Origin of the sequence: Tessaracoccus lubricantis (assembly GCF_039544535.1) — a bacterium.
GTDB lineage: Bacteria > Actinomycetota > Actinomycetes > Propionibacteriales > Propionibacteriaceae > Arachnia > Arachnia lubricantis.
The window spans coordinates 16,154-36,032 of the sequence record NZ_BAABLV010000030.1; the positions used below are offsets into that span (position 1 = coordinate 16,154).

Genomic DNA, 19,879 nt, shown 5'->3' on the forward strand with positions numbered 1-19,879 from the left:
CAAAACTAGAGACGTTCGCCGACGGCGAGGAGGAAGTTGACCCAGGCGACGCCTGCTCCGGCGAGGGCTGCGGTGCCGAGCGCAACCCAGGCCCCGAGTCGGGCTTTGGTGGCGGTGTGCGGGTTGCCGATCGAAGATGAGATGGCCCAGACGATCACGGAGACGATCAGCATGAGCACGGCGATGATGAGCACGAACATCAGGAGTGCACCGATGACGGTGCGGAGGTCGTCGGCCGCGCCGACGCCGCCGAAGTCGGGGAATACGTCCATCAGCGTCCACCTCCGCTCAGGGTGCAGGACGCACGGGAGGCGTTGCCGCCGGTGATGCCTTCGGCGTCGTGGTCGGTGAGCCATTGGTCGGAGTCAATCGCGGGCTGACCGGTGCCTCCGGGGCGGATTTCGAGGTGCAGGTGCGCTCCGGTGGATTTCCCGGAGGAGCCGACATCGCCGATGTGCTGCCCTGCGGTGACGGTCATGCCTTCGGTGACGTGGATGCCGTGCTCCCACATATGCGCGTAATACGAGGCAACCCGTTCCCCGCCGACGGTGTGCTCCACAATGATGAGCCCGCCCCAGGAGCCGGTGTATCCGGCGTGGGTAACGATCCCATCAGCGACGGCGAAGATCGGGGTGCCGTCGGCGGCGGAGAAGTCGCTGCCGGAGTGGAACGCGGTCTCGAACGTGATCGGGTCGGTGCGCCACCCGAACGGGCTGGTCCGCACCCAGGAGCCCTCCGGCAACGGGAACACGACCCTGGTGGTCTCAGGCACCACCACATCACCACCGTTGCCACCGCCGCTTGATGGTGCGGGGCGGGTGAGGGCGGTGAGGATCGCTTCGGCGACGGGCTGATAGTTCTGATACCTGTCCGGGTATGCCGACACCTCAACGGCTTGCGCGGCTTCGCCTGGGTCGAGTTGCTGCCACCCCGGAATGTCGAGCAGCCCGCGCGGTGAGGGGTAGTTGGGTCCGGCCGGTCCGCCGTAGAACGCGCGGGCTTGATAGTTCGGGTCCATGAGCTCCGCAACGGTGCCCCAGCCGGCTTGCGGGCGCATCTGGAACAGGCCGAGGGAATCATGATCGGCTGCATCCCCATCGTTGGGGTAGTTCGCGGATTCGGGGTAGGTGCCGGTGTTGGTGAGCATCCGCAGGTGCGACTCCGTGAGCGCTGCCATCAACGCGATCACCACCCCTGCACGCCCCACCCCATCCGTCTGTCCACCGACGGTGATGATCGTGGCGGCGTGGGTGAGCTGCTGCCGGTTCAGTGTCACCGTCTCACCGTTGCGCGTGGTCGCGGTCAGTGAGTCCGGGATCGGTCCGACGATCAAGGACCCTGGTGCGCACGCGGCGATGGCAGGGCTGGCGAGGACGGCGACGGAGAGGAGAACGGTAGCGGGGCCGAAGCAGACGGCAGCGGCGGTGAGGGTGGCGAGGAGTTTCTTGAGCATGGCCGGTCACCGCAAAGGGTTGTTGAGCTGCGACAACCGCAACAAGAGACAGGTGTCGGTGATCGGCTCAGCCAGCGATGGCGCGGAGGCGCGTTCGGGGGTGCAGGTGAGGAACACGGTGAACGCAACCGGGTGTGTTGTCGTGACCGGATCGGTGCCCCAGTAACCGGTGCGGTGGCGGGTGCCGGTGATCGTGTACGCGACCGAGCCCTCGGGAATCTGGCCCGGTGCCGCCTGCGCCGCCGCGTCCTCCCATGCGGCGGGGATCTCGACTGTGTCGATGGTGAGCCACTGCCGCGTTTGGTGGGTGCGGAGCTGCGCCCACGCCTCCGGCGTCGGCAGATAGGAACGGACATCCGAGGCTGCGGCGTCCGCCTCCGTGTCGGCGGCGACATCAGCGAGCATCTGCGCGTAATCGGCAGGCTCATACCCGCTGGCCGTATCCCAGGTGAACAGCGCCTCCGCGACCGCCACCGCGAACTCCTCCGGGCCGCCGAACGCGACCACCGGCTCTGGCTCTGTCGGGACGAGCGCCGGGCTCGTTGCCGTCGGTTCACCCGTCGGGGTGACTCCGTTGGGTTCGGCGGTCTGGGGTCCGCGGATGAGTCCGTAGACGCCGACGCCGATGAGGAGGAGCAGGATCAGGCCGCCGGCGATGGCGGCGATGAGCACGGTGCGGCGGCGGCGAGCGGTGGGGTCCATCCTGGTGTCCTTCCCGACGAGATTCGGATCACCAGACAGGTGCACCAAAACACTCAGCAGGGAGACGGCGGAGGGTTCAGGCGGTTTCGCGGCGCACGTTTCGTGCAATGCGGGCGGTATCCAGGAACGCGATGGTCGCGGTGACGGCGTTCTCAAACATCGCCCACTGCTCACCCGACAAGGCCGGGCCGATGGTTTCGGGGTCGTAGCGTTCGGTCCAGGTGGAGAGCTCATCCCAGAGGTAGACGAACGACCGCACCGGCAGGAACTCCCGCGGCTGCTCGTCAACCGCGTGGAGTCGTGCTGATGCGAGCTGGGCGGGGCGCTTCTTCGTCGCAGTCTTCGCACGCTCGACAGCGAGCACCGCGAGACGTTCCAGATCTGCCGGCCGTGCGGTGTCTTCGAGCTCCCGGAGACGCGCCGCTCCTGCGGCTGCGGTGTCGCGGATGCCTGCCGGTTGGGCGGGGTCGCTGGCGAGGGTTTCGAGTTCGACGAGGGCTTGCGCGGCGCGGATGCGATGCTGCGCTCCGGTAATCGACCCGCCCGCATCGATCCGGTCAAGTTCCTCCCGTGCCCGCTGCTGTACGTCGTCGGGCTGCGCAGTGTCAGCGGCAAGGTTCTGCAACTCGTTGATGCGTTCCAGCGAGGTGTACGCGTTGCGGCCGGTGACCATAAGCGCGGCCTGCTCGCGGGTCTTCCCGATACCCCCAGCCGACGGTGGGGCCACCGTGGCCCCACCGTGTGACCTGGGGTTTTCCTGTTTCGAGGTGAACCGTGACGCTTCCTGCCGACCCGTCGCATCCTCGACCATGAGCGCTTTCAGTTCGGCGTAGAGGGTGGCTTCCTCGGTGCGGGTGAGGGGCTTGTGCAGGAGGTTGTCGTCCTGTTCGGCGAGGAGCTGCCCGAGGGTCGTAGAGATACCGGAGCGCACCCACACGTTCACCGTCTTCCACCCGAGCCGGCGGATCGCGGCCAAACGCCGGGCACCGCAGATCAGCATCCCGTCCGGGGTGATCGTGATCGGCTGCAACAGCCCATCCCGAGCGATCGACTCGACCAGCGAGTCGAGGTCGCCGTAGTCTTCGCGGTGACGGCGGCCGGCCCAGATCGAATCCACGGCACGCTCCAGCTCGATATGCCCCGGCTCGCTCATGACCGGCCCCGCGTCACGCCAGGTGCGGCGACTTTGATCGCCGCAGCCAAGTCCGTGTCATCCATGAGGTGCGCCAAGGGCTCACCGATCAGTAGCCGCAGCAACACCCCACGACCTGCGTTCGTCCCGGCCAGGTGCAGATCGGGGGCGCCGAGGATGATCCGCAGCAGCCGGTACCAGGACGGTGCGGGGATGTCGAGCAGGGCGCGGGCGTGCCGATCGCGCCGTAATGACTCGTACGCTCCCGCACGAGAGACGGACTCTGCGAGGCGTGCGCAGATGCACTCGACCGCTGCACGGGCGACCACTGGTTCCCACCGGTACCAGCACAGCAGCGCGATCGTGTCCTCGACGGCGGACTCCACGCCCGTCGACCCCGACACCTCCATCTCGTCGGCGTCGTCATCGTCATCGTGCGCGAGGGGGTCGGCGCGGAACGCGGGGTGGTAGTCGGTGAGGGGGTTTTCGCGGTCGGAGAAGCGTTCGGCGTCATGGAAACTCGAGTATCTGGGCCTGCGCGCCTGATGCACAGAGCACAGCAGCCCGTTGGCTCGGTTTTCTGCGATGCAGGTGATCTGCACGGCGCGGGTGATGACCGCCCACGGATCGTCTGCCCGTCGCACCGAGGGCGTGCGCATCGCCTCGAATGCCGCGGTCGCGGCCTCCCACGGGTCGAGGCCGTGTTTGCGTGCGAGGGCAGCGTACTTTTGGGCGGCGTGGTGCATCAGTGCCGCCGCCTCGGGGTCATTCCTCCAGGCGTCGGGGCCTTCGGTGTTGAGGCGGGTGAGGAGTTCGCGGAGTCGTTCTGAGTTCTCGAACCCAGACCCGCGAGCGTCACGGCGTGGGGTGTGGGGTTGTGGCATGGTGGCACCTCCTGACAGGCAGGTGCGCACCGGCTCCCCACCGACCCCGTCGCGCCACCGTCTTCTGCGCATGGCGGTTCACCCCAGCCCGATCCCGGACGGCCGCACCCACGACGACGAGCGGGGCCGATCCTGCGGCTCGAACACATCGAACGACTCGAACACCGCCGACTCCGCAGGTGCCGCGCGTTCCGCTCGGCGATCCCGAATGTCGCGCGCATGATTCCGGGTCGCCCGGTAGGCGTGGCCTGGCGCGCGGCGGGCACGGTGCGCGAGTTCGGTCTGGAAGTTGATGCCGCGGCCAGCGATCCTGGCGGTGCTCGACGCGATCAGATCAGTCGGACGTACCCACGCGATCCCGCGTTCCACACGCGAACCAGGGTCAGTAGTAGTTCCTGAGAGTGAGGGGTCGCGGTGCACGGCGAACGCCGACCGCTCCGCCCCCGCACCGTCGCCCCGTTCGGGCAGCGTCTCCGGTAGCTCGGTGCGGCTGGTCTCTGTGTGGTCGTTCACGAGGTCTCCTCCTGCTCTTCGTTGATGGCTGGGGTGAACCAGCGGCCGACGGTGGAGGGGTGCACGCCCAGGTGCCGGGCGATCTGCTTGTTCGACCACCCCTCCACCTCCCGCAACTGCGTCGCTTCCGCCCGCCGCTCACTCACTGACACCACCGGCATCTCCACTGCCTGCGCCTGCTCAACCTCCGGTACGGCGACCGCCTGTGATGGAGCGGCGGTCTCTGCCGGCACCTCCTCGATCGCGTCTGTATCCGGCGTGGTGGTGGGGCGGGTGAGGATGACGGTGAGGTGCGTGATCGACAGCAGCACCAGCGGCGGGATCGCAGCGACCGACGCTGCAAGAACCGCCGGGACGTCGGTGTCGGCGGCAATGATCGCGTGGATCGCGTTCGCCGTGACCGACACGACGGCGCCGGCGGCGAGGAGCGTCCAGGGGTACCAGGTCGGACGGGATTGGTTGGCGAGGGCGACGACGGCGACGGTTGCGACGACGATGATGCCGTCCACGATCAACGGCCACGCCCACGCCTGGCCCGCATCAATCCCAGACCGCCGCGCAAGATCAGCAAGCGCGGTGAATGACAGCCAGAATGCGCCGGCGGCGATGAACACCGTTCCCGTGATCGCCGTCACCGCAGCCAACCGGCGACCCCGCGGCAAGACAGTCTCGATGGTGCTCATGAGATCACCCGCCCTGGTGATCCGCGCACCACACGCCGCTCATCCGCCACGGGCTCCACGGACGTGCGCGGTGTGGGGTGGGTGGTGCGGTAGGCGGAGCGGATCGTCGCCATGATCTCCCGCGGCCTGAGCCCCGCGTGCTCTGCCGCCGGGCCCAGTGCGTCGAGGGTTACATCGGGAGGGGCTCCTGATTCTGCGAGTCGGCAGGCGGCCCAGAACAGGCCCCGGTTCCGCTCACCCTCACCACGCCCCGCCACCCAGCCGGCGAGCACTTTCGCATCCGACCCCCGCCGCTCAAACCGAGAAGCGCGCGCACGGTCGAGAGGGATCGGGGTGCGAGGGTCTAAGAACTCGCGCAGCCGCGCCGCATCCACCGGAGCCGGAGGACTACCTGCCGCGACGATCAGCCGGTACGGTGCCCGCACCCCGCCAGGGCGCAGCACCTTCGACGGCGGGGCAATGATGTAGCCACCGTCACCCCGGAAATCGACATGCGCCCGCGCTGCCTGCCACGACGACTGCACACGGTCGGAGTCTGCCGGATAGTAGGCGTGGAGCCCGCCGGAGGGGGTGCGCACGAGCGCCGCCCACCCCGCCGCATGGCCTTCACGGTGCGCGGTGCGGAAGGCGGGGAATCCGGTGCCGGTCGCGTGCACGTCGACATCGACGACCTCGATACCGGATGCAGCACCGGTCGGGATGCCGATGTTCGCGGACGGCCACCTCGACCACCACCCAGCGACCTGATGAACGTCGGTGCTCGCGTCGTGGAACCCTCGGCGCACGAGCGGGCGCTTCTCGCCCGGCACACACGGAAACACCGACACCCCGGCAGCCGCGAACCGCGCGGCCGCATCAGCGAGCGGCATCCCGTTCACCTCAGCGAACACGTCGATCGCACCCATCACAGACTCCTCACCGACCCGGCCGCAACCCGGCGCGGCCCCTCCGCCAGCGGATCAACATCGGGCGCCCGCTCAGACGCAGCAGATTTCGGGGACGGCGCATCACGGTTCAGACCGGGAGGGTCACCGTTGCTGATCTGCTCGGTGGGGAGTTGATCGAGAATCCCCGCAGCCGTCTTCCGCACCCGCTCGCCGGTGGCTTGGACGACCTCGACCGGGGGCTTCTCGGGCACCGTCGCCGCCCACCCCGACACATACGGAATCGTGTAATCGGAGGTGTCCATGCCGTGAGCGGCAGCGACCATCAACGCGACAGAGTCCGCCTCCACCTCACCGATCCCACGATGACCGGACGCATCGTGATTGTCGGGTCCGTGTAGGAGGACATGCGCGAGCTCATGAACGAGGGTCTTCACCTGTGCCGCTTCGGGCATGTTCTCGCGCACGGCGACGGTCTTCGCCCTGAAGTCGGTGAGACCGTTGGCGCCGTGGATCATGCCCTCGTGTGGCACTCGCAACACTGCGAACCCCTCCGCCTCCACCAGCCGGGCGATGCCGTCCCAGAGCCCGTCGGGTGCTTCGCCTTCGAGGAGTCGCGGCGATGGTGGTGTGAGGATCGGGTCGCCGGCGGTTTGGGAGACATCCCAGACGTACGCGGGCCGAACGCCGACCATGCGGGACCGAACCGCCTCACCGGGTTTCGGCTTCTCGAACCGGCCGAGCCTGCGCCACGATTCCGCCACCTTCGGAGTGAACGACGCGAACCTGCCGGTGACGGGGGCGAGGATCATGTACCCCGACTGGCCCTTCTCGACCTTCCGCCCGAGCGCCTGCCACTGCTTGAACCCAGCCACATACGTCGGCACCGGTCCCGGCACCCTGCCCGCCTCGAACGCGCTCTGGTGCTGCACGAAGATCAGCAGGGTGTTGTTGAACGAGCGGGCCCGGAACCTGGCGGCGAACTCCAGTGCTTGCTTCCAGTCCTCACCTGACACCAACGACTCCACCCCGTCGGTGAGCTGTTCATGCAAAGCATCGAGCTTCGCATCCCGCGCCGCCCGCTGTTCCTCAGTGGTTGCCATCGTCGACCTCCTTCCGCAGGCACCTGCACACGGCGGGTGACCTCTGCGACCAGAAGGTGCGCGAAGGGACTCAGGGAACGCAATCGAGACGGACGACGGACAGATTGTGAGCGACCGCCAGGTGCATCGCTGAACCCGACGTGGTCAAACTCGGTTTACATCATTCTCTGGCGACCCGAGGATCTGCGCACCAAACATGAGCGTTTCGCCCGGACATCCGCGCGTTCACTCAGGGTTGGAGTGTGCCGGAGCAACACTGCTGATTCTGCGGTACTCGGACGGGGACACACCGATGCTCCTGCGGAACTGACGTGCAGCGAAGTCAGGATCGTTCCAACCCACCCTGGCGGCGATCTCCGAGATAGGTGCGTCCTCCACGCGCAGGAGGTGAGCCATTCGTTCGGCACGCAGCATCGTCAAGTACGAGATCGGTGACTTGCCAAACGCATCGACGAATACTCGGCGCAGTTGAGACACAGAGAGATGCGCTCTTGAGGCGAGCTCGCCCACGGTCCAGTGGCGATCCAGTTCCTCGCGCAAGGATTGTGCAATAACCAGCACCTCAGGTCGTACAGGGCGGAAGGGGCGATGACGTGGCGCGGTGGGAACCGACGAGTTTCGCCGCGCGACTCCTGTTCCTTCGCTGGTGACCACAATAAACGGAACCAAGACATCGAAGACGGCGGAGACTAGCGATTGCGCCCTATAGAACCGGTCAGGAGGCACTCCTTCGGCGCTCAACGCAGCGAGTTCGTCAAGCCATGGCATCATAAGCCCGGCCCGGTGTTTACCGATGCGGAGGACTTGAGTGGGCTCCGCATAGTGCGTATCAAGAAACTGGCTCGCGTCAGGCCGCTCCTGGAACTGTGAAGCGTACTGCCAGAACACTTGATCGATGACGTAGTCTCGGTCGAGATAGAGCGTTGTGGTCGCTACCCATCCATCTGGTTCGGCGCCACACAGAGTGTTCGCCGCCAGGACAGCAACATCACCGACGCTGACAAAGTGCGCGCCAAACTCACTAAAGAGTCGAGCTCGGCCCGCCCGAATAACAATGAACTTGACGCAATCGAAAGCGATTGGATCAATCGGGTCGTGAGCGACTTGGGTCCGGGCGAGCAACGGCGAGAACGCGGACGCCGACGCAGCCTGCATGCCAATGGGCGGCGCAACCTCTTCCCCCCGAAAATCACTGGTCATAGATGACAATCGAAGGCCACAGGCGACCGAGAACCGAGTACCCCTAACGGTACCCATACGAAGGTTGCCCGAACTCTAACGGCTACCTCGCGCAGCGCTGACCGCGTGCAGGTTGTGCTGAGGGGGAAAGGTCACCAGAACATGGGGAGGAGGGATGCGAGGAATCCGATTGCTACGGTGCTGAGCATAGTGAGTGCGAGGGTGCGGCAGAGACGCTCCGCGTGGGAGCGTTTGTGTAGGTGAAGCCTCTCGGGCCGACGTTCGGAAACGTATCCGATGACGGTGGCCGAATCGTGGTCACGAAGATCATCGCGGGGTGTGAGGGTGCGCGTACATATGCGTTCCTTCACGCTCCATATCGCGATCCGCTGCTGATCGAGGTCCTCGACGATGGTGACGTTCGTTGGAGTGCGCTGACCATCGATGGCCGCGATGATTAGCGCTGCGATCAGGAAGGGGATGCCGATGACTGCACCGATCCAGGACAGCATCTCGCCGATGATGCCGATGGTGTCGAGAATGTTCATCGCCCGGGGGTGCTGAGCGTCAGGTGGTCATGCCATCGAGCCGATAGCCCATGCCGGGTTCGGTGAGCAGATATGTCGGATTGCTCGGGTCTTCTTCTAGTTTGCGGCGGAGTTGGGAGACATAGAGGCGGAGGTAGCCGGTGTCTTCGGCGTGTTCAGTGCCCCAGATGGTGGTGAGGATGGTTTGGCGGGTGACGAGTTTCCCGGCGTTGCGGATGAGGATATCGATGAACTGCCATTCAGTGGGGGTGAGTCGAATCTGTTTCTGCCCGTCGGCAGTTTCGCGGGTAACGCTGTGGGCGGCGAGGTCGATGGTGACGTTGCCGAGGTGCACCACGGGCGTGGCGTCTTCTTGGGGAACACGCCGTGTAAGGGCGCGAATGCGCGCGAGGAGTTCTTCGACAGCAAAGGGTTTGGTGATGTAGTCGTCGGCGCCCGCATCAAGGGCTTCGACTTTGTCGGCGGCGCCGGCGCGGCCGGACACGACGAGGATAGGCGCCTGGGACCAGCCGCGGATGCCGTGGATGACTTCGATACCGTCGAGTTCGGGCATGCCGAGGTCGATGAGGAAGATGTCCGGGTGATGGTCGATGGCCGCTGTGATCGCCTGGGCACCGTCAGCTGCGGTGAAGATCTCATACCCCTTAGCGGTGAGGGTGATGCGCAGGGCGCGAAGGATCTGGGGGTCGTCGTCGGCGATGAGGATTTTCATGACAGCTCCTGGCTCGTGCGGATCGTAGGGAGGGAGATGACCATGGTGAGTCCGCCACCGGGGGTGTCTTCGGGGGTGAGGGTGCCGTGCATGGCTTCGATGAATCCGCGAGATAGGGCGAGGCCGAGTCCCAGGCCGGTGGTGTTGTCAGTGTCGCCGAGGCGTTGGAAGGGCAGGAAGATGTCGTCCAGTTTCTCAGGCGGGATGCCGGGGCCGCGGTCGATGATGCGGATTTCGAGCCGGTCTGCGAAGGTGCTGGTCCTGACGTGGATGGGGGTGCCGGCCGGGCTGTAGCGGTGCGCATTGGTGAGGAGGTTGACGAGCACGCGTTGGAGCAGGACAGGGTCGGCGTGCGCGACCGCGTCACCGTGATTGAGCGCGAGGGTGACGTCGGTGGGGCCGAGGTGGAGTTCGTCGAGGGCGGGCGCGATGGTCTCGGCGGGATCGGTCGGGATCTCCGCGATGGTGAGCACGCCCGCCTGAAGCCTGCTGACGTCGAGGAGGTCGGTGACCAGGGTTGCGAGTGCCCCGAGGCTCTCCTCGGCGGTGTCGAGCAGTTCCCTCTTCTGCGCGGACGCCAGGTCGGGTCCTGCCGCTTTGAGCCCACCGACCGCCGCGGAGGCGGCCGCGAGCGGGCGACGCAGATCGTGGCTGAGCGCCGAGAGGAGCGCGCCGCGCACCCGGTCGGATGCGGCGATCGGCTCGATCTGTTTCGCCGTCTGGGTGAGGTGCTCGTGTTCGAGGGTCGCGGCGAATTGCGCGGTGACGACGGCGAGGAGGCGTTGCTCGGACGCGGCAAGGTCCGGGCCGTGCAGTTCCAGGGTGGTGTCGTCGGTGATCCGGATGCTGGCGTGATGGTTGTCGGGCAGCGGTTCCCCGGACCGGGCGAGGACGTCTTCGCCGCGCATGAGCCGCACGCCGGGGAGTTGGAAGGCTTCGCGGGTGCGGTCGATGAGTGCTTGGATCGCGTTGTCTCCGCGCAGGACGCTGCCGGCGATTGTCTGGATGAGTTCGGATTCGGCGGCGGAGCGTCGGGCGGCTCGGGTGTAGCGGGCGGCCCGGTCAACGACGAAGCTCACCAGGCTCGCGATGAGGACGTACAGGACCAGGGACAGTAGATGGTGCGGCTGGTGGATGTGGATCGTGTACAGCGGTTCGATGAACAGGAAATCGAGCGTGATGCCTGACAGGACGGCGGCAAACAGGGCTGGCCAGATGCCGCCGACGAGCGCGACGATGACGACGAGGAGCTGGTAGCTGAGGACGTCGGTGGTGATCGAGTCTTCGCTGCGGAACAGGCTCAGAAGACCGGTGAGCGCGGGCCCGCCCAGGAGTGCGACGACGAAGCCGAGGATGCGTCGTTTGCGGGTGAGCGCTCCGGTGAGTGGGGGCAGGGTGAAGCGTTTGCCGGCGGCGGCGTGGTTGACCATGTGCACGTCGATGTCGCCGGATTCACGGACGACGGTCGCGCCGATCCCGGGTCCGGTGAACGCGGCGGTGACGCGTCCGCGGCGGCTGGCGCCGAGAACGAGCTGGGTGGCGTTGACCGAGCGGGCGAACTCCACCAGCGCGGTGGGGATGTCTTCCCCGATGACCTGATGGTAGGTGCCGTTGAGTTTTTCGACGAGCGCACGCTGCTCGGCAAGGGTCGCCGGGTTCCCGCTGCGGAGTCCGTCTTGACTGGTGATGTGCACGGCGATGAGCTCGCCGCCGGCGGAGCGGGCCGCGATCCGCGCGCCGCGGCGCAGCAGCGTCTCGCCTTCGGGGCCGCCGGTGAGGGCGACGACGACGCGTTCGCGGGCTTCCCAGGTGCTGTCGATGCCGTGGTCTTTGCGGTATCCCTTCAGCGCCTGATCGACTTCGTCTGCGAGCCAGATGAGGGCGAGTTCGCGTAGCGCGGTGAGGTTCCCGAGGCGGAAGTAGTTGGACAGGGCTGCGTCGATGCGTTCGGCCGGGTACACGAATCCGCCGCTGAGCCGGTCGCGGAGCGCTTGCGGTGCGAGGTCGACGACCTCGATCTGTTCCGCGCCGCGGAGGAAGCTGTCGGGGACGGTCTCTCGCTGGGGGACGCCGGTGATCTGTTCGACGACGTCGTTGAGGGATTCGATGTGCTGGATGTTGAGGGTGGAGATGACGTCGATGCCTGCGACGAGGAGTTCTTCGACGTCTTGCCAGCGTTTGTCGTTCTTCGAGCCGGGCGCGTTGGTGTGCGCGAGCTCGTCGACGAGCGCGATCTCGGGGCGGCGGTCCAGCACCGCCTGCAGGTCCATCTCCTCGAGCGTGACCCCGCGATGTTCGATGCGTGTGCGCGGGACGGCTGGGATTCCCGCGGTCATCGCCGCCGTCGCGGCGCGGCCGTGGGTTTCCACGATCCCGACGACGACATCTTTCCCGTTCCCGAGGAGGCGTCGCCCTTCTTCCAGCATGGTGAAGGTCTTGCCGACGCCGGGGGCAGCGCCGAGCAACACCCGAAGCTGCCCCCGTTTCGGCATGATCAGTCCTCCAACTCGTCCAGGGCGAGGTTCAGTTCCAGAACGTTCACCCTCGATTCTCCCAAATACCCGGCATCCGGGCCCTGGGTGTGTGCCGCGACGAGTTCCCGTACCTGCTCGGCGGGGATCCCGCGTGCGTCGGCGACCCGGTCAATCTGGATCTGCGCGTAGGCGGGGCTGATGTGCGGGTCCAGTCCCGACGAGGACGCGGTGACCGCATCCACGGGGACTTCGGCCTCGGTGACGCCGTTGAACTCCGCAACCTGGGCTTTGCGTTCGGTGATCGCGGCGATCAGGTCCTCGTTCTCCGGCCCGTAGTTCGACCCGGAGGAGGCGCCGCCGTCGTACCCGTCGCCGGCGGCGGAGGGCCGCGGCTGGAAGTACTCCGGCAGCGGGTTGCCGTCCGCGTCGGTGAAGGACTGGCCGATCAGCGACGACCCGACCGGGTCGCCGTCCTGGTTGGTGATGATCGACCCGTTGGCTTGGGCGGGCAGGGCGACCTGCCCGATGCCGGTGATCAGCAGGGTGTAGCCGACACCGAGGGCGAGGGTCAGGAGCGCCATGGCACGGGTGGCGACCCAGATGGTGCGCCCGATTCCACGAGCTTGTGTGTTCATGATGTTCTCTTCTTTCCGAAGGTGTGTCAGAAGCCGGGGATGAGGCGGACGAGCAGGTCGATCAGCCAGATCCCGACGAACGGGGCGATCACGCCGCCCAGCCCGTAGATGGCGAGGTTGCGGCCGAGGATGCTGGACGCGTTCCCGGGCCGGTACTTCACTCCGCGCAAGGCGAGCGGGATGAGGAACACGATCACGATCGCGTTGAAGATGATCGCCGACAGCACCGCCGAGGCCGGCGAGTGCAGGCCCATGATGTTCAACGCGGCGAGCTGCGGGAACACGCCCATGAACATGGCGGGGATGATCGCGAAGTACTTCGCGATGTCGTTCGCGATCGAGAACGTCGTCAACGCTCCCCGGGTGATCAGCAGCTGCTTCCCGATCCGCACCACGTCGATGAGCTTGGACGGGTCGGAATCGAGGTCGACCATGTTCCCGGCCTCTTTCGCCGCCGACGTGCCGGAGTTCATCGCGACCCCGACATCGGCCTGCGCGAGCGCGGGCGCGTCGTTGGTGCCGTCACCGGTCATCGCGACCAGATTCCCGCCCTCCTGCTCCTTGCGGATGTAGGCGAGCTTGTCCTCCGGGGTGGCTTCGGCGAGGAAATCGTCCACACCGGCTTCCTTCGCGATGGCGGCCGCGGTGAGCGGGTTGTCGCCGGTGATCATCACCGTGCGGATGCCCATCGCCCGCATCTCGGCGAACTTCGCCGGCAGCCCCTCCTTGACGACGTCCTTGAGGTGCACGACCCCGAGCAGGTGCCCCGCACCGGTCGCGTCCTTGGTGGCGACGACCAGCGGGGTGCCGCCGGACTGGGAGATGTGCTCGACATACTCGTCGAGCTCCGCGACCAGCGACGACGGCAACCGGTTCCCGCCCTCTTCCAGCCACGCCATCACGGCGGAGCCGGCGCCCTTACGGATCTGGGTGCCATCGGGCAGGTCCAGGCCCGACATGCGCGTCTGCGCCGTGAACGGGACGATCTCCCCAGTGGTGTTCCGGTCGAACTCTCCGTGCTCCTGCTCGGCGAGCTCGACGATCGACACGCCCTCCGGGGTCGGGTCGGCCAGCGAGGACAGCGCGGCGGCCCGGACCAGCTCCTGCTCCCGCACCCCGCCGAGGCGGACGAACGCGCTGGCGCGCCGGTTGCCGTAGGTGATGGTGCCGGTCTTGTCCAGCAGCAGCGTCGTCACATCGCCCGCGGCTTCGACCGCGCGCCCGGACATCGCCAGCACGTTGCGCTGCACGAGCCGGTCCATCCCGGCGATACCGATCGCCGACAACAGCGCCCCGATCGTCGTCGGGATCAGGCACACCAGCAGCGCGACCAGGACGGTGACGCTCACGGGGGCGGCAGCGTACGACGCGATCGGGTTCAGGGTGAGCGCGACGACGACGAAGATGATCGACAGGGACGCGAGCAGGATGTTCAACGCGATCTCGTTCGGCGTCTTCTGCCGTGCCGCGCCCTCGACGAGGGAAATCATCCGGTCCACGAACGTCTCACCCGGCTTGGAGGTGATGCGCACCACGATCCGGTCCGACAGCACCCGGGTGCCGCCGGTGACCGCGGAACGGTCGCCGCCGGACTCGCGGACCACCGGGGCGGATTCGCCCGTGATGGCCGACTCGTCGACCGAGGCGATGCCCCATACGATGTCTCCGTCGCCGGGGATCAGCTCGCCCGCGGTCACAACCACCACATCGCCGAGGGTGAGGTCGGAGGATGACACCTGGCTGGTTGCGGCCCGCTCCGCAGCAGCATCGGCCTTCGCGTCGTAGCTGCTGACCCGGTTGGCCATGGTGCTGGTGCGGGTCTTGCGGAGCGTTTCCGCCTGCGCTTTGCCGCGGCCTTCGGCGACGGACTCGGCGAGGTTCGCGAACAGCACGGTCAGCCACAGCCACACCGCGATCGCCCAGGTGAACGACCACGGCACGACCGTGCCGCCGGAATCGGCGGGTCCGCCGATGAACGGCTCCGTGACGGCGAGGACCGTGGTGAGCGCGGCGCCGACCCAGACGAGGAACATGACGGGGTTGCGCCACTGCTCTTTGGGGTTGAGTTTGCGGAACGCGCCGGGCAGGGCTGCCCGGACCTGTTCCCAGGTGAACCCGCCCTTCCGGGTGGGGGTGCCCGCCGTTTTCGGGCGGGGTTCGGTGATGGTGGACATGGTTTACATCAGCCCTTCCGCTAGCGGACCTAGCGCGAGAACGGGGAAGAAGGTCAGTGCGGTCACCAGGATCGTGACCACGGTCAGCAGCCCGATGAACATCGGACGGTGCGTGGGGAGGGTGCCGGAGGTGGTCGGAACCTTGTCCTGAGCGGCGAGAGAGCCCGCCAGGGCGAGGACGAACACGATCGGCACGAACCGTCCCAGCAAGATCGCGAGCCCCAGTGTGGTGTTCAGCCACGGCGTGTTCGCGGTGAGACCGGCGAACGCGGATCCGTTGTTGTTCGCTGCGGACGTGAACGCGTACAGCACCTCGGACATGCCGTGGATGCCGGGGTTCCAGATCGACGTGTTCTCCACCTCTTCCCGCACACCGGGGATCGCGAAGCTCAGCGCCGTTCCGGCCAGCACCAGGGTGGGCATGACGAGGATGTAGAGCGCGGCGAGCTTGATCTCGCGCGGGCCGAGCTTCTTGCCCAGGTACTCCGGCGTGCGTCCGATCAGCAGACCCGAGATGAACACGGCGATGACCGCGAGGATCAGGATCGCGTAGATCCCGGAGCCGACGCCACCAGGGGTGACTTCACCGAGCATCATGTTCAGCATCGGCATCATCCCGCCCAGGGCGGTGTACGAGTCGTGCATCGAGTTCACCGCGCCGGTGGAGGTGCCGGTGCTGGTGGTGGCGAACAGGGTCGATCCGATGATCCCGAACCGCTGCTCCTTGCCTTCCATCGCGCCGCCGGCAAGGCCGGGGGCGGTGCCCATGCCGGCCGATTCCAGCGCGGTGAGGATGCTGAACGACGCCACGTACAGGATCGCCATCACGGAGACGATCGCGTAACCCTGACGGTTGTCACCCACCATCCGCCCGAAGGTGCGGGGCAGGGAGAATGGGATGACGAGCATCAGCAGCACCTGGAACACGTTCGTCCACGCGGTGGGGTTCTCGAACGGGTGAGACGAGTTCGCGTTGAAGAACCCGCCGCCGTTGGTGCCGAGCAGCTTGATGACCTCCTGCGACGCCGTCGGCCCGCCGGGGATCGTCTGTGTGGCGCCGGTGATCGTGGTGACGGTGGTGAACCCGTTGAAGTTCTGGATCACTCCGCCGATCATCAGCACGATCGCACCGACCACGGCGATCGGCAGCAGAATGCGCAGCGTGCCGCGGATCAGGTCGACCCAGAAGTTCCCGATCGTGCCTGAGCGCCGGTAGGCGAAACCGCGCACCAGAGCGATCGCGACCGCGATACCGACTGCGGCGGACACGAAGTTCTGCACCGCAAGACCGGCGAACTGGACGGTGTAGCCGACGGTGAGCTCCGGCGAGTACGACTGCCAGTTCGTGTTGCCGACGAACGATGCCGCGGTGTTGAACGACAGATGCTCCGAGGGAGCCGTCAGGCCCAGCGAGTACGGCAGCCACTGTTGGAGGCGTTGCAGGCCGTAGACGATCAGCAGGCCGATCGCGGAGAACGCGAGCACGCTGCGCAGGTAGGCCTGCCAGGTCTGCTCGGTCTTGGAATCGACGCCGATGATCTTGTAGATCCCGCGTTCGACTTTCCAGTCCTTGCGGGACGTGTAGACCCAGGCCATGTAGTCACCGAACGGGCGGTGCAGGATGCCCAGGATGATGGCGACGGTGGCGAGGGCGAGAAGCGCGTACACCCAGGTCATCAGAAGCGCTCCGGTTTCACGAGAGCGAACACGAGATACACGATCGCCGCGACCCCGAGACCGGCGGCGAGAAGTTCAACGACGATCACAGCTTCTCCACCGCCTTCCCCAGCAGCCCGACGACGACGAACAAGGCGATCACGCCGAGCGCGTAGACGATGTCAAGCACAACAAGCTCCATTCGGATAACAAGCGACAGCAGGACCACTAGCCGCGCAACCCGAAACAGCGGGTGCAACTCACGATCAAACACCCGCCCACACCCCCGAAACAGGCGTCCTAACAGAACCCATACGAGGATCGGGCGGACTCTGACGGGCCGCTAACACCACAGGCCCGCAGAGCGCGCCGACGGCACGGACGCGAGTGGCCGCGCCCTCTGCGTGGTGCTGTTAGCGGCAGGCCGAGAAGGCGCATGAGTTCCGTGAGGGGCTGTTCCCTGCCCGGTGGTTGCCGCGTAGAAGTGGAGGCATGACCCTCACCGCCATCCTCCCCTCCCTCAGACGCAGCATCCCCGACCCTCTCCAACCCCGACGTTGGCCCGAGCACACCGTCCCCACGGTCTCGGATGTCGTGATCGGCGGAGTGTCCCTGAGGCGACTGGTGGACATCACCGGCACCCCGGCGCTACTCACCGGGGACCTGCCGCACCCGAAACCGGCCCAGGCGCACGCCCAGGGGATCGGCAACGACGTCACCGTCCTGGTCTTCCAGGTCACCCTCCGCGTCGACACCGACACCGATAAACGCGTCGCCCTCACCGACTGCGGATTCGACCGGGTGGCCCCCTACTGGGACGAGTGCCGGCTCATCGGCCGCACGTCGACGGCGAAGAACACCACCATCGAACTCATCCCCGGCGAAACCGGGTCTGCGCCGTGGCCGTACCCGATCGTCACCCTTCCCGCAGACATCCACCAAGGCGACCTTCTCGCCGTCCCCTGCGCCGGCGCGGTCACGCTCAGCGACGTGCGCCCACGCCCACAGGAAGCCTTCGTACGCGCAGATCAGGTCCGGGAACTCGCGGTGACCCGATGAGCATCATGCACACCCTGATCTCGTCCCGGGCGATGGCTCTTGCCGCCCTGTACGAGGAATGCCCTCCCTGGCCCGCAGACACCGCCTTCGCCGACCGCGACATCAGCATCGGCGCGCAATCACTCACCGCCCTCGCAGCACAGCGCGGCACCCCCTGTGTCCTGATCGCGCCCAGCAGCGCGTCGGCGCGAGGAGAGGAGTACCGCACCGTCATCGTCACCACCATCCTCGCCCGCACATCGCGCCGCGGGCTGCGGCACCCCTTGGAACTGACGGTCGACTGCGACCTGGCCGCCCTCGACTCCCGCGTCCTCGACGTCCTGCCCCTGCAGTGCCCGAACGCGCGGCACCGCAAGACGACCCTGCTGCGCTCCCCGCACACGCAGACCGCCATCAGGGTGCTGCTTCCGCAGACCTGCGCCCCCGGTGACCTCCTCGCCCTCACCTGCGAAGGCACGATCGCACTCGGGCAGATCACCAGCCACCCCACCCGCATCCACCCGGGCAGTGACGACGAGGAGTGGCAAGGCAGGTGCCTCAAATAATGGACACCATCCGACACACCACCCGCTCGTCCCCGGCAGGCCCGCAGTCTGGGAAGGCTCGTTTGCTCCTCTACGGCGACTCGCTCGACAGCCTCGCCTATCTTGCCATGCCCGTTCCTTACGATCACGACGCACTCGACGACCGGAGAGCGCGAACCATGATCGTGGGAATCCGCGTGCCCGACACGAACCACCCTCGGCAAGCGCTCCGGAGTCAGCTCCGGGCAGCGCATGACATCCTCACGAAGCCGCTGCGCACGCACCCCCTGGTGCGGCACATCTTCTACATCGTCGAAGTCCCGTCTGACTCACCGACCCCTGACCGCGCCGTCAACGCATTGTCCGCAGCGATCTGCGCACACCACGCTGAGATCGAAATGCGCCACGGCCGCGACATCTGCATCACCGGAATCATCACCACCCCCCACACCGACCCCGTGAACCGACCCAGGTTTGGTGCCGCTCCTATGCGGGGAGCGGCTCTCTGGTGAGGGCCGCGTAGTAGGTCGCCTCGAACTCGTTCGGGCTGACCATTCCGAGGCTACCGTGGAGCCTTCGGTGGTTGTACCAGTCGACCCAGCCGGCGGTGGCGTATTCGACGTCGGCGATGGTCTTGTACGGGCCGTCGTGGAAGATCGTCGTGCGCATGCATTCGGCTTTGTAGAGCCCGTTGATCGTCTCCATGAGGGCGTTATCGTAGGCATCGCCGACGGATCCGATCGAGGGGGCGATCTGCTCTAGCGCGAGGTGCTCGGTCAGCACAATCGACGTGTACTGCGATCCGGCATCGCTGTGATGCCGGAGTTGCCCGGGCCCGACAGGGTGGCCTTGCCGGTCGCGTTCCCACAGGGCCATGCGCAGCGGGAGCATCACGAGGTCCGTGTGCTTGGTGGTCTGCGCGTGCCAGGCCACGATCCGCTGGGAGAACACGTCGAGGATGAACGCGACATACACCCAGCCCGCCCACGTCCGCACATAGGTGAAGTCGGTGACCCAGGTGTGATCCGGCCGCGGGGCGGTGAAGTCGCGGTTGAGCAGGTCCCCGGCCCGGATACCGTCCTTGGAAGGGACCGTCGTGCGGATCACCTTCGCGCGGGTGATGCCCTGCAACCCGAGGGCTCGCATCGCCCGATCCACGGCGCCGCGCGACGCGTCCGCGATCACAGTGCGGCGGATCAGCGCGGTCATCTTCTTCCGCCCATATAGACCCTCCGGAGTCATCCTCCGACGGGTCGACCCGTCCGGCAGCAGCTCGGTCGTCCAGGCCGCCGCGCGCACGGCGTCGACGACGAGGGCGTCAGTGACCGTCCGCACGGCGACGCGGGGCTTGCGCCAGGCACGGTAAGTGCGCGCAGCGATCTTCACGCCCTGCTCTCGCAGGACCTCGATGATCGACTCGACTGCGTGCCCCTCAGACCTCATCTGGTCGATGAAACCCATCATCAGCGGTTGCGGGGGTCGAGTTCCCCCACGAAGAAAGGCTTGATATGTAGGTGATCTGGACCCCGATGAAGCAGGCCGTCGATGCGGCGGTGACGATGGT

General features: G+C 66.7%; 20 protein-coding genes and 1 pseudogene. 3 read left to right on the top strand and 18 right to left on the bottom strand.

All coding sequences use genetic code 11. The annotated features are described in order from the left end of the window. Window positions 1-5: 5 nt before the first annotated feature. The 17 genes from ABEA30_RS09310 to ABEA30_RS09390 form a co-directional block, all read right to left on the bottom strand. Window positions 6-272, bottom strand: a complete 267-nt coding sequence (locus ABEA30_RS09310; protein WP_345582143.1) for a DUF6112 family protein — start codon at window positions 270-272, stop codon at window positions 6-8. Then, on the bottom strand, window positions 272-1,453 hold the full coding sequence (locus ABEA30_RS09315; RefSeq protein WP_345582145.1) for a M23 family metallopeptidase: 1,182 nt from the start codon (window positions 1,451-1,453) through the stop codon (window positions 272-274). Before ABEA30_RS09315 ends, ABEA30_RS09310 begins: the two co-directional genes overlap by 1 nt. A 6-nt stretch (window positions 1,454-1,459) precedes the next feature. Beyond that, window positions 1,460-2,155, bottom strand: a complete 696-nt coding sequence (locus ABEA30_RS09320; RefSeq protein WP_345582147.1) for a hypothetical protein — start codon at window positions 2,153-2,155, stop codon at window positions 1,460-1,462. A gap of 76 nt (window positions 2,156-2,231) precedes the next feature. Next, complete coding sequence (locus ABEA30_RS09325) at window positions 2,232-3,308, bottom strand: ParB N-terminal domain-containing protein (RefSeq protein ID WP_345582149.1); 1,077 nt, start codon at window positions 3,306-3,308, stop codon at window positions 2,232-2,234. Further along, window positions 3,305-4,171 (bottom strand): hypothetical protein, encoded by an 867-nt coding sequence (locus ABEA30_RS09330; protein ID WP_345582151.1) that lies wholly within the window; start codon window positions 4,169-4,171, stop codon window positions 3,305-3,307. Before ABEA30_RS09330 ends, ABEA30_RS09325 begins: the two co-directional genes overlap by 4 nt. Window positions 4,172-4,249: 78 nt before the next feature. Continuing rightward, on the bottom strand, window positions 4,250-4,684 hold the full coding sequence (locus ABEA30_RS09335) for a hypothetical protein (protein ID WP_133617373.1): 435 nt from the start codon (window positions 4,682-4,684) through the stop codon (window positions 4,250-4,252). After that, window positions 4,681-5,367 carry a DUF2637 domain-containing protein gene (locus tag ABEA30_RS09340; RefSeq protein ID WP_345582155.1) on the bottom strand — a complete coding sequence of 229 codons (687 nt, stop codon included), beginning with the start codon at window positions 5,365-5,367 and terminating at the stop codon, window positions 4,681-4,683. The genes ABEA30_RS09335 and ABEA30_RS09340 overlap by 4 nt, the downstream gene beginning before the upstream one ends. Then, window positions 5,364-6,272, bottom strand: coding sequence for a bifunctional DNA primase/polymerase (locus tag ABEA30_RS09345; protein WP_345582157.1), 909 nt, complete (start codon window positions 6,270-6,272; stop codon window positions 5,364-5,366). Before ABEA30_RS09345 ends, ABEA30_RS09340 begins: the two co-directional genes overlap by 4 nt. After that, window positions 6,272-7,354 carry an ArdC-like ssDNA-binding domain-containing protein gene (locus ABEA30_RS09350; protein ID WP_345582159.1) on the bottom strand — a complete coding sequence of 361 codons (1,083 nt, stop codon included), beginning with the start codon at window positions 7,352-7,354 and terminating at the stop codon, window positions 6,272-6,274. Before ABEA30_RS09350 ends, ABEA30_RS09345 begins: the two co-directional genes overlap by 1 nt. 225 nt (window positions 7,355-7,579) lie before the next feature. Beyond that, on the bottom strand, window positions 7,580-8,554 hold the full coding sequence (locus tag ABEA30_RS09355; RefSeq protein WP_255218070.1) for a helix-turn-helix domain-containing protein: 975 nt from the start codon (window positions 8,552-8,554) through the stop codon (window positions 7,580-7,582). A gap of 131 nt (window positions 8,555-8,685) precedes the next feature. Beyond that, window positions 8,686-9,081, bottom strand: coding sequence for a hypothetical protein (locus ABEA30_RS09360; protein WP_345582164.1), 396 nt, complete (start codon window positions 9,079-9,081; stop codon window positions 8,686-8,688). A 19-nt stretch (window positions 9,082-9,100) separates the two neighbouring features. Next, window positions 9,101-9,793 carry a response regulator gene (locus ABEA30_RS09365; protein WP_067243069.1) on the bottom strand — a complete coding sequence of 231 codons (693 nt, stop codon included), beginning with the start codon at window positions 9,791-9,793 and terminating at the stop codon, window positions 9,101-9,103. After that, window positions 9,790-12,285 carry an ATP-binding protein gene (locus tag ABEA30_RS09370; protein WP_345582167.1) on the bottom strand — a complete coding sequence of 832 codons (2,496 nt, stop codon included), beginning with the start codon at window positions 12,283-12,285 and terminating at the stop codon, window positions 9,790-9,792. Before ABEA30_RS09370 ends, ABEA30_RS09365 begins: the two co-directional genes overlap by 4 nt. Window positions 12,286-12,287: 2 nt before the next feature. After that, window positions 12,288-12,902 (bottom strand): potassium-transporting ATPase subunit KdpC, encoded by a 615-nt coding sequence (gene kdpC / locus ABEA30_RS09375; protein ID WP_067243073.1) that lies wholly within the window; start codon window positions 12,900-12,902, stop codon window positions 12,288-12,290. Between the two features lie 26 nt (window positions 12,903-12,928). Next, window positions 12,929-15,076, bottom strand: coding sequence for a potassium-transporting ATPase subunit KdpB (kdpB, locus tag ABEA30_RS09380; protein ID WP_345582171.1), 2,148 nt, complete (start codon window positions 15,074-15,076; stop codon window positions 12,929-12,931). A 3-nt stretch (window positions 15,077-15,079) separates the two neighbouring features. Then, on the bottom strand, window positions 15,080-16,753 hold the full coding sequence (gene kdpA, locus ABEA30_RS09385; RefSeq protein WP_067243077.1) for a potassium-transporting ATPase subunit KdpA: 1,674 nt from the start codon (window positions 16,751-16,753) through the stop codon (window positions 15,080-15,082). Then, the gene (locus tag ABEA30_RS09390) at window positions 16,753-16,842 is read right to left on the bottom strand and encodes a potassium-transporting ATPase subunit F (RefSeq protein WP_345582174.1); all 90 of its coding nucleotides are present in this window, start codon (window positions 16,840-16,842) and stop codon (window positions 16,753-16,755) included. The genes kdpA and ABEA30_RS09390 overlap by 1 nt, the downstream gene beginning before the upstream one ends. A gap of 382 nt (window positions 16,843-17,224) precedes the next feature. Here ABEA30_RS09390 and ABEA30_RS09395 point away from each other — a divergent pair, with 382 nt between their 5' ends. From ABEA30_RS09395 to ABEA30_RS09405, 3 genes are all read left to right on the top strand, one after another. Then, window positions 17,225-17,791, top strand: a complete 567-nt coding sequence (locus ABEA30_RS09395) for a hypothetical protein (RefSeq protein WP_345582176.1) — start codon at window positions 17,225-17,227, stop codon at window positions 17,789-17,791. Further along, the gene (locus tag ABEA30_RS09400; RefSeq protein ID WP_345582178.1) at window positions 17,788-18,336 is read left to right on the top strand and encodes a hypothetical protein; all 549 of its coding nucleotides are present in this window, start codon (window positions 17,788-17,790) and stop codon (window positions 18,334-18,336) included. Before ABEA30_RS09395 ends, ABEA30_RS09400 begins: the two co-directional genes overlap by 4 nt. Before the next feature lie 62 nt (window positions 18,337-18,398). Then, a complete protein-coding gene (locus ABEA30_RS09405; protein ID WP_345582180.1) occupies window positions 18,399-18,827 on the top strand; it encodes a hypothetical protein in 429 nt (142 codons plus the stop codon). Here ABEA30_RS09405 and ABEA30_RS09410 read toward each other — a convergent pair. After that, window positions 18,802-19,818, bottom strand: a pseudogene (locus ABEA30_RS09410) (IS3 family transposase); the annotation flags it as partial. The gene ABEA30_RS09405 and the pseudogene ABEA30_RS09410 sit on opposite strands and share 26 nt — an antisense overlap. Between the last annotated feature and the right edge of the window lie 61 nt (window positions 19,819-19,879).

Coding starts and splice junctions, on each gene's coding strand:
- ABEA30_RS09325 (WP_345582149.1), bottom strand. CDS start 3,308: ATGAGCGAGCCGGGGCATATCGAGCTGGAGCGTGCCGTGGATTCGATC.
- ABEA30_RS09340 (WP_345582155.1), bottom strand. CDS start 5,367: ATGAGCACCATCGAGACTGTCTTGCCGCGGGGTCGCCGGTTGGCTGCG.
- ABEA30_RS09315 (WP_345582145.1), bottom strand. CDS start 1,453: ATGCTCAAGAAACTCCTCGCCACCCTCACCGCCGCTGCCGTCTGCTTC.
- ABEA30_RS09350 (WP_345582159.1), bottom strand. CDS start 7,354: ATGGCAACCACTGAGGAACAGCGGGCGGCGCGGGATGCGAAGCTCGAT.
- ABEA30_RS09345 (WP_345582157.1), bottom strand. CDS start 6,272: ATGGGTGCGATCGACGTGTTCGCTGAGGTGAACGGGATGCCGCTCGCT.
- ABEA30_RS09370 (WP_345582167.1), bottom strand. CDS start 12,285: ATGCCGAAACGGGGGCAGCTTCGGGTGTTGCTCGGCGCTGCCCCCGGC.
- ABEA30_RS09330 (WP_345582151.1), bottom strand. CDS start 4,171: ATGCCACAACCCCACACCCCACGCCGTGACGCTCGCGGGTCTGGGTTC.
- kdpC (WP_067243073.1), bottom strand. CDS start 12,902: ATGAACACACAAGCTCGTGGAATCGGGCGCACCATCTGGGTCGCCACC.
- ABEA30_RS09320 (WP_345582147.1), bottom strand. CDS start 2,155: ATGGACCCCACCGCTCGCCGCCGCCGCACCGTGCTCATCGCCGCCATC.
- ABEA30_RS09355 (WP_255218070.1), bottom strand. CDS start 8,554: ATGACCAGTGATTTTCGGGGGGAAGAGGTTGCGCCGCCCATTGGCATG.
- ABEA30_RS09365 (WP_067243069.1), bottom strand. CDS start 9,793: ATGAAAATCCTCATCGCCGACGACGACCCCCAGATCCTTCGCGCCCTG.
- ABEA30_RS09400 (WP_345582178.1), top strand. CDS start 17,788: ATGAGCATCATGCACACCCTGATCTCGTCCCGGGCGATGGCTCTTGCC.
- kdpB (WP_345582171.1), bottom strand. CDS start 15,076: ATGTCCACCATCACCGAACCCCGCCCGAAAACGGCGGGCACCCCCACC.
- ABEA30_RS09395 (WP_345582176.1), top strand. CDS start 17,225: ATGACCCTCACCGCCATCCTCCCCTCCCTCAGACGCAGCATCCCCGAC.
- kdpA (WP_067243077.1), bottom strand. CDS start 16,753: ATGACCTGGGTGTACGCGCTTCTCGCCCTCGCCACCGTCGCCATCATC.
- ABEA30_RS09360 (WP_345582164.1), bottom strand. CDS start 9,081: ATGAACATTCTCGACACCATCGGCATCATCGGCGAGATGCTGTCCTGG.
- ABEA30_RS09310 (WP_345582143.1), bottom strand. CDS start 272: ATGGACGTATTCCCCGACTTCGGCGGCGTCGGCGCGGCCGACGACCTC.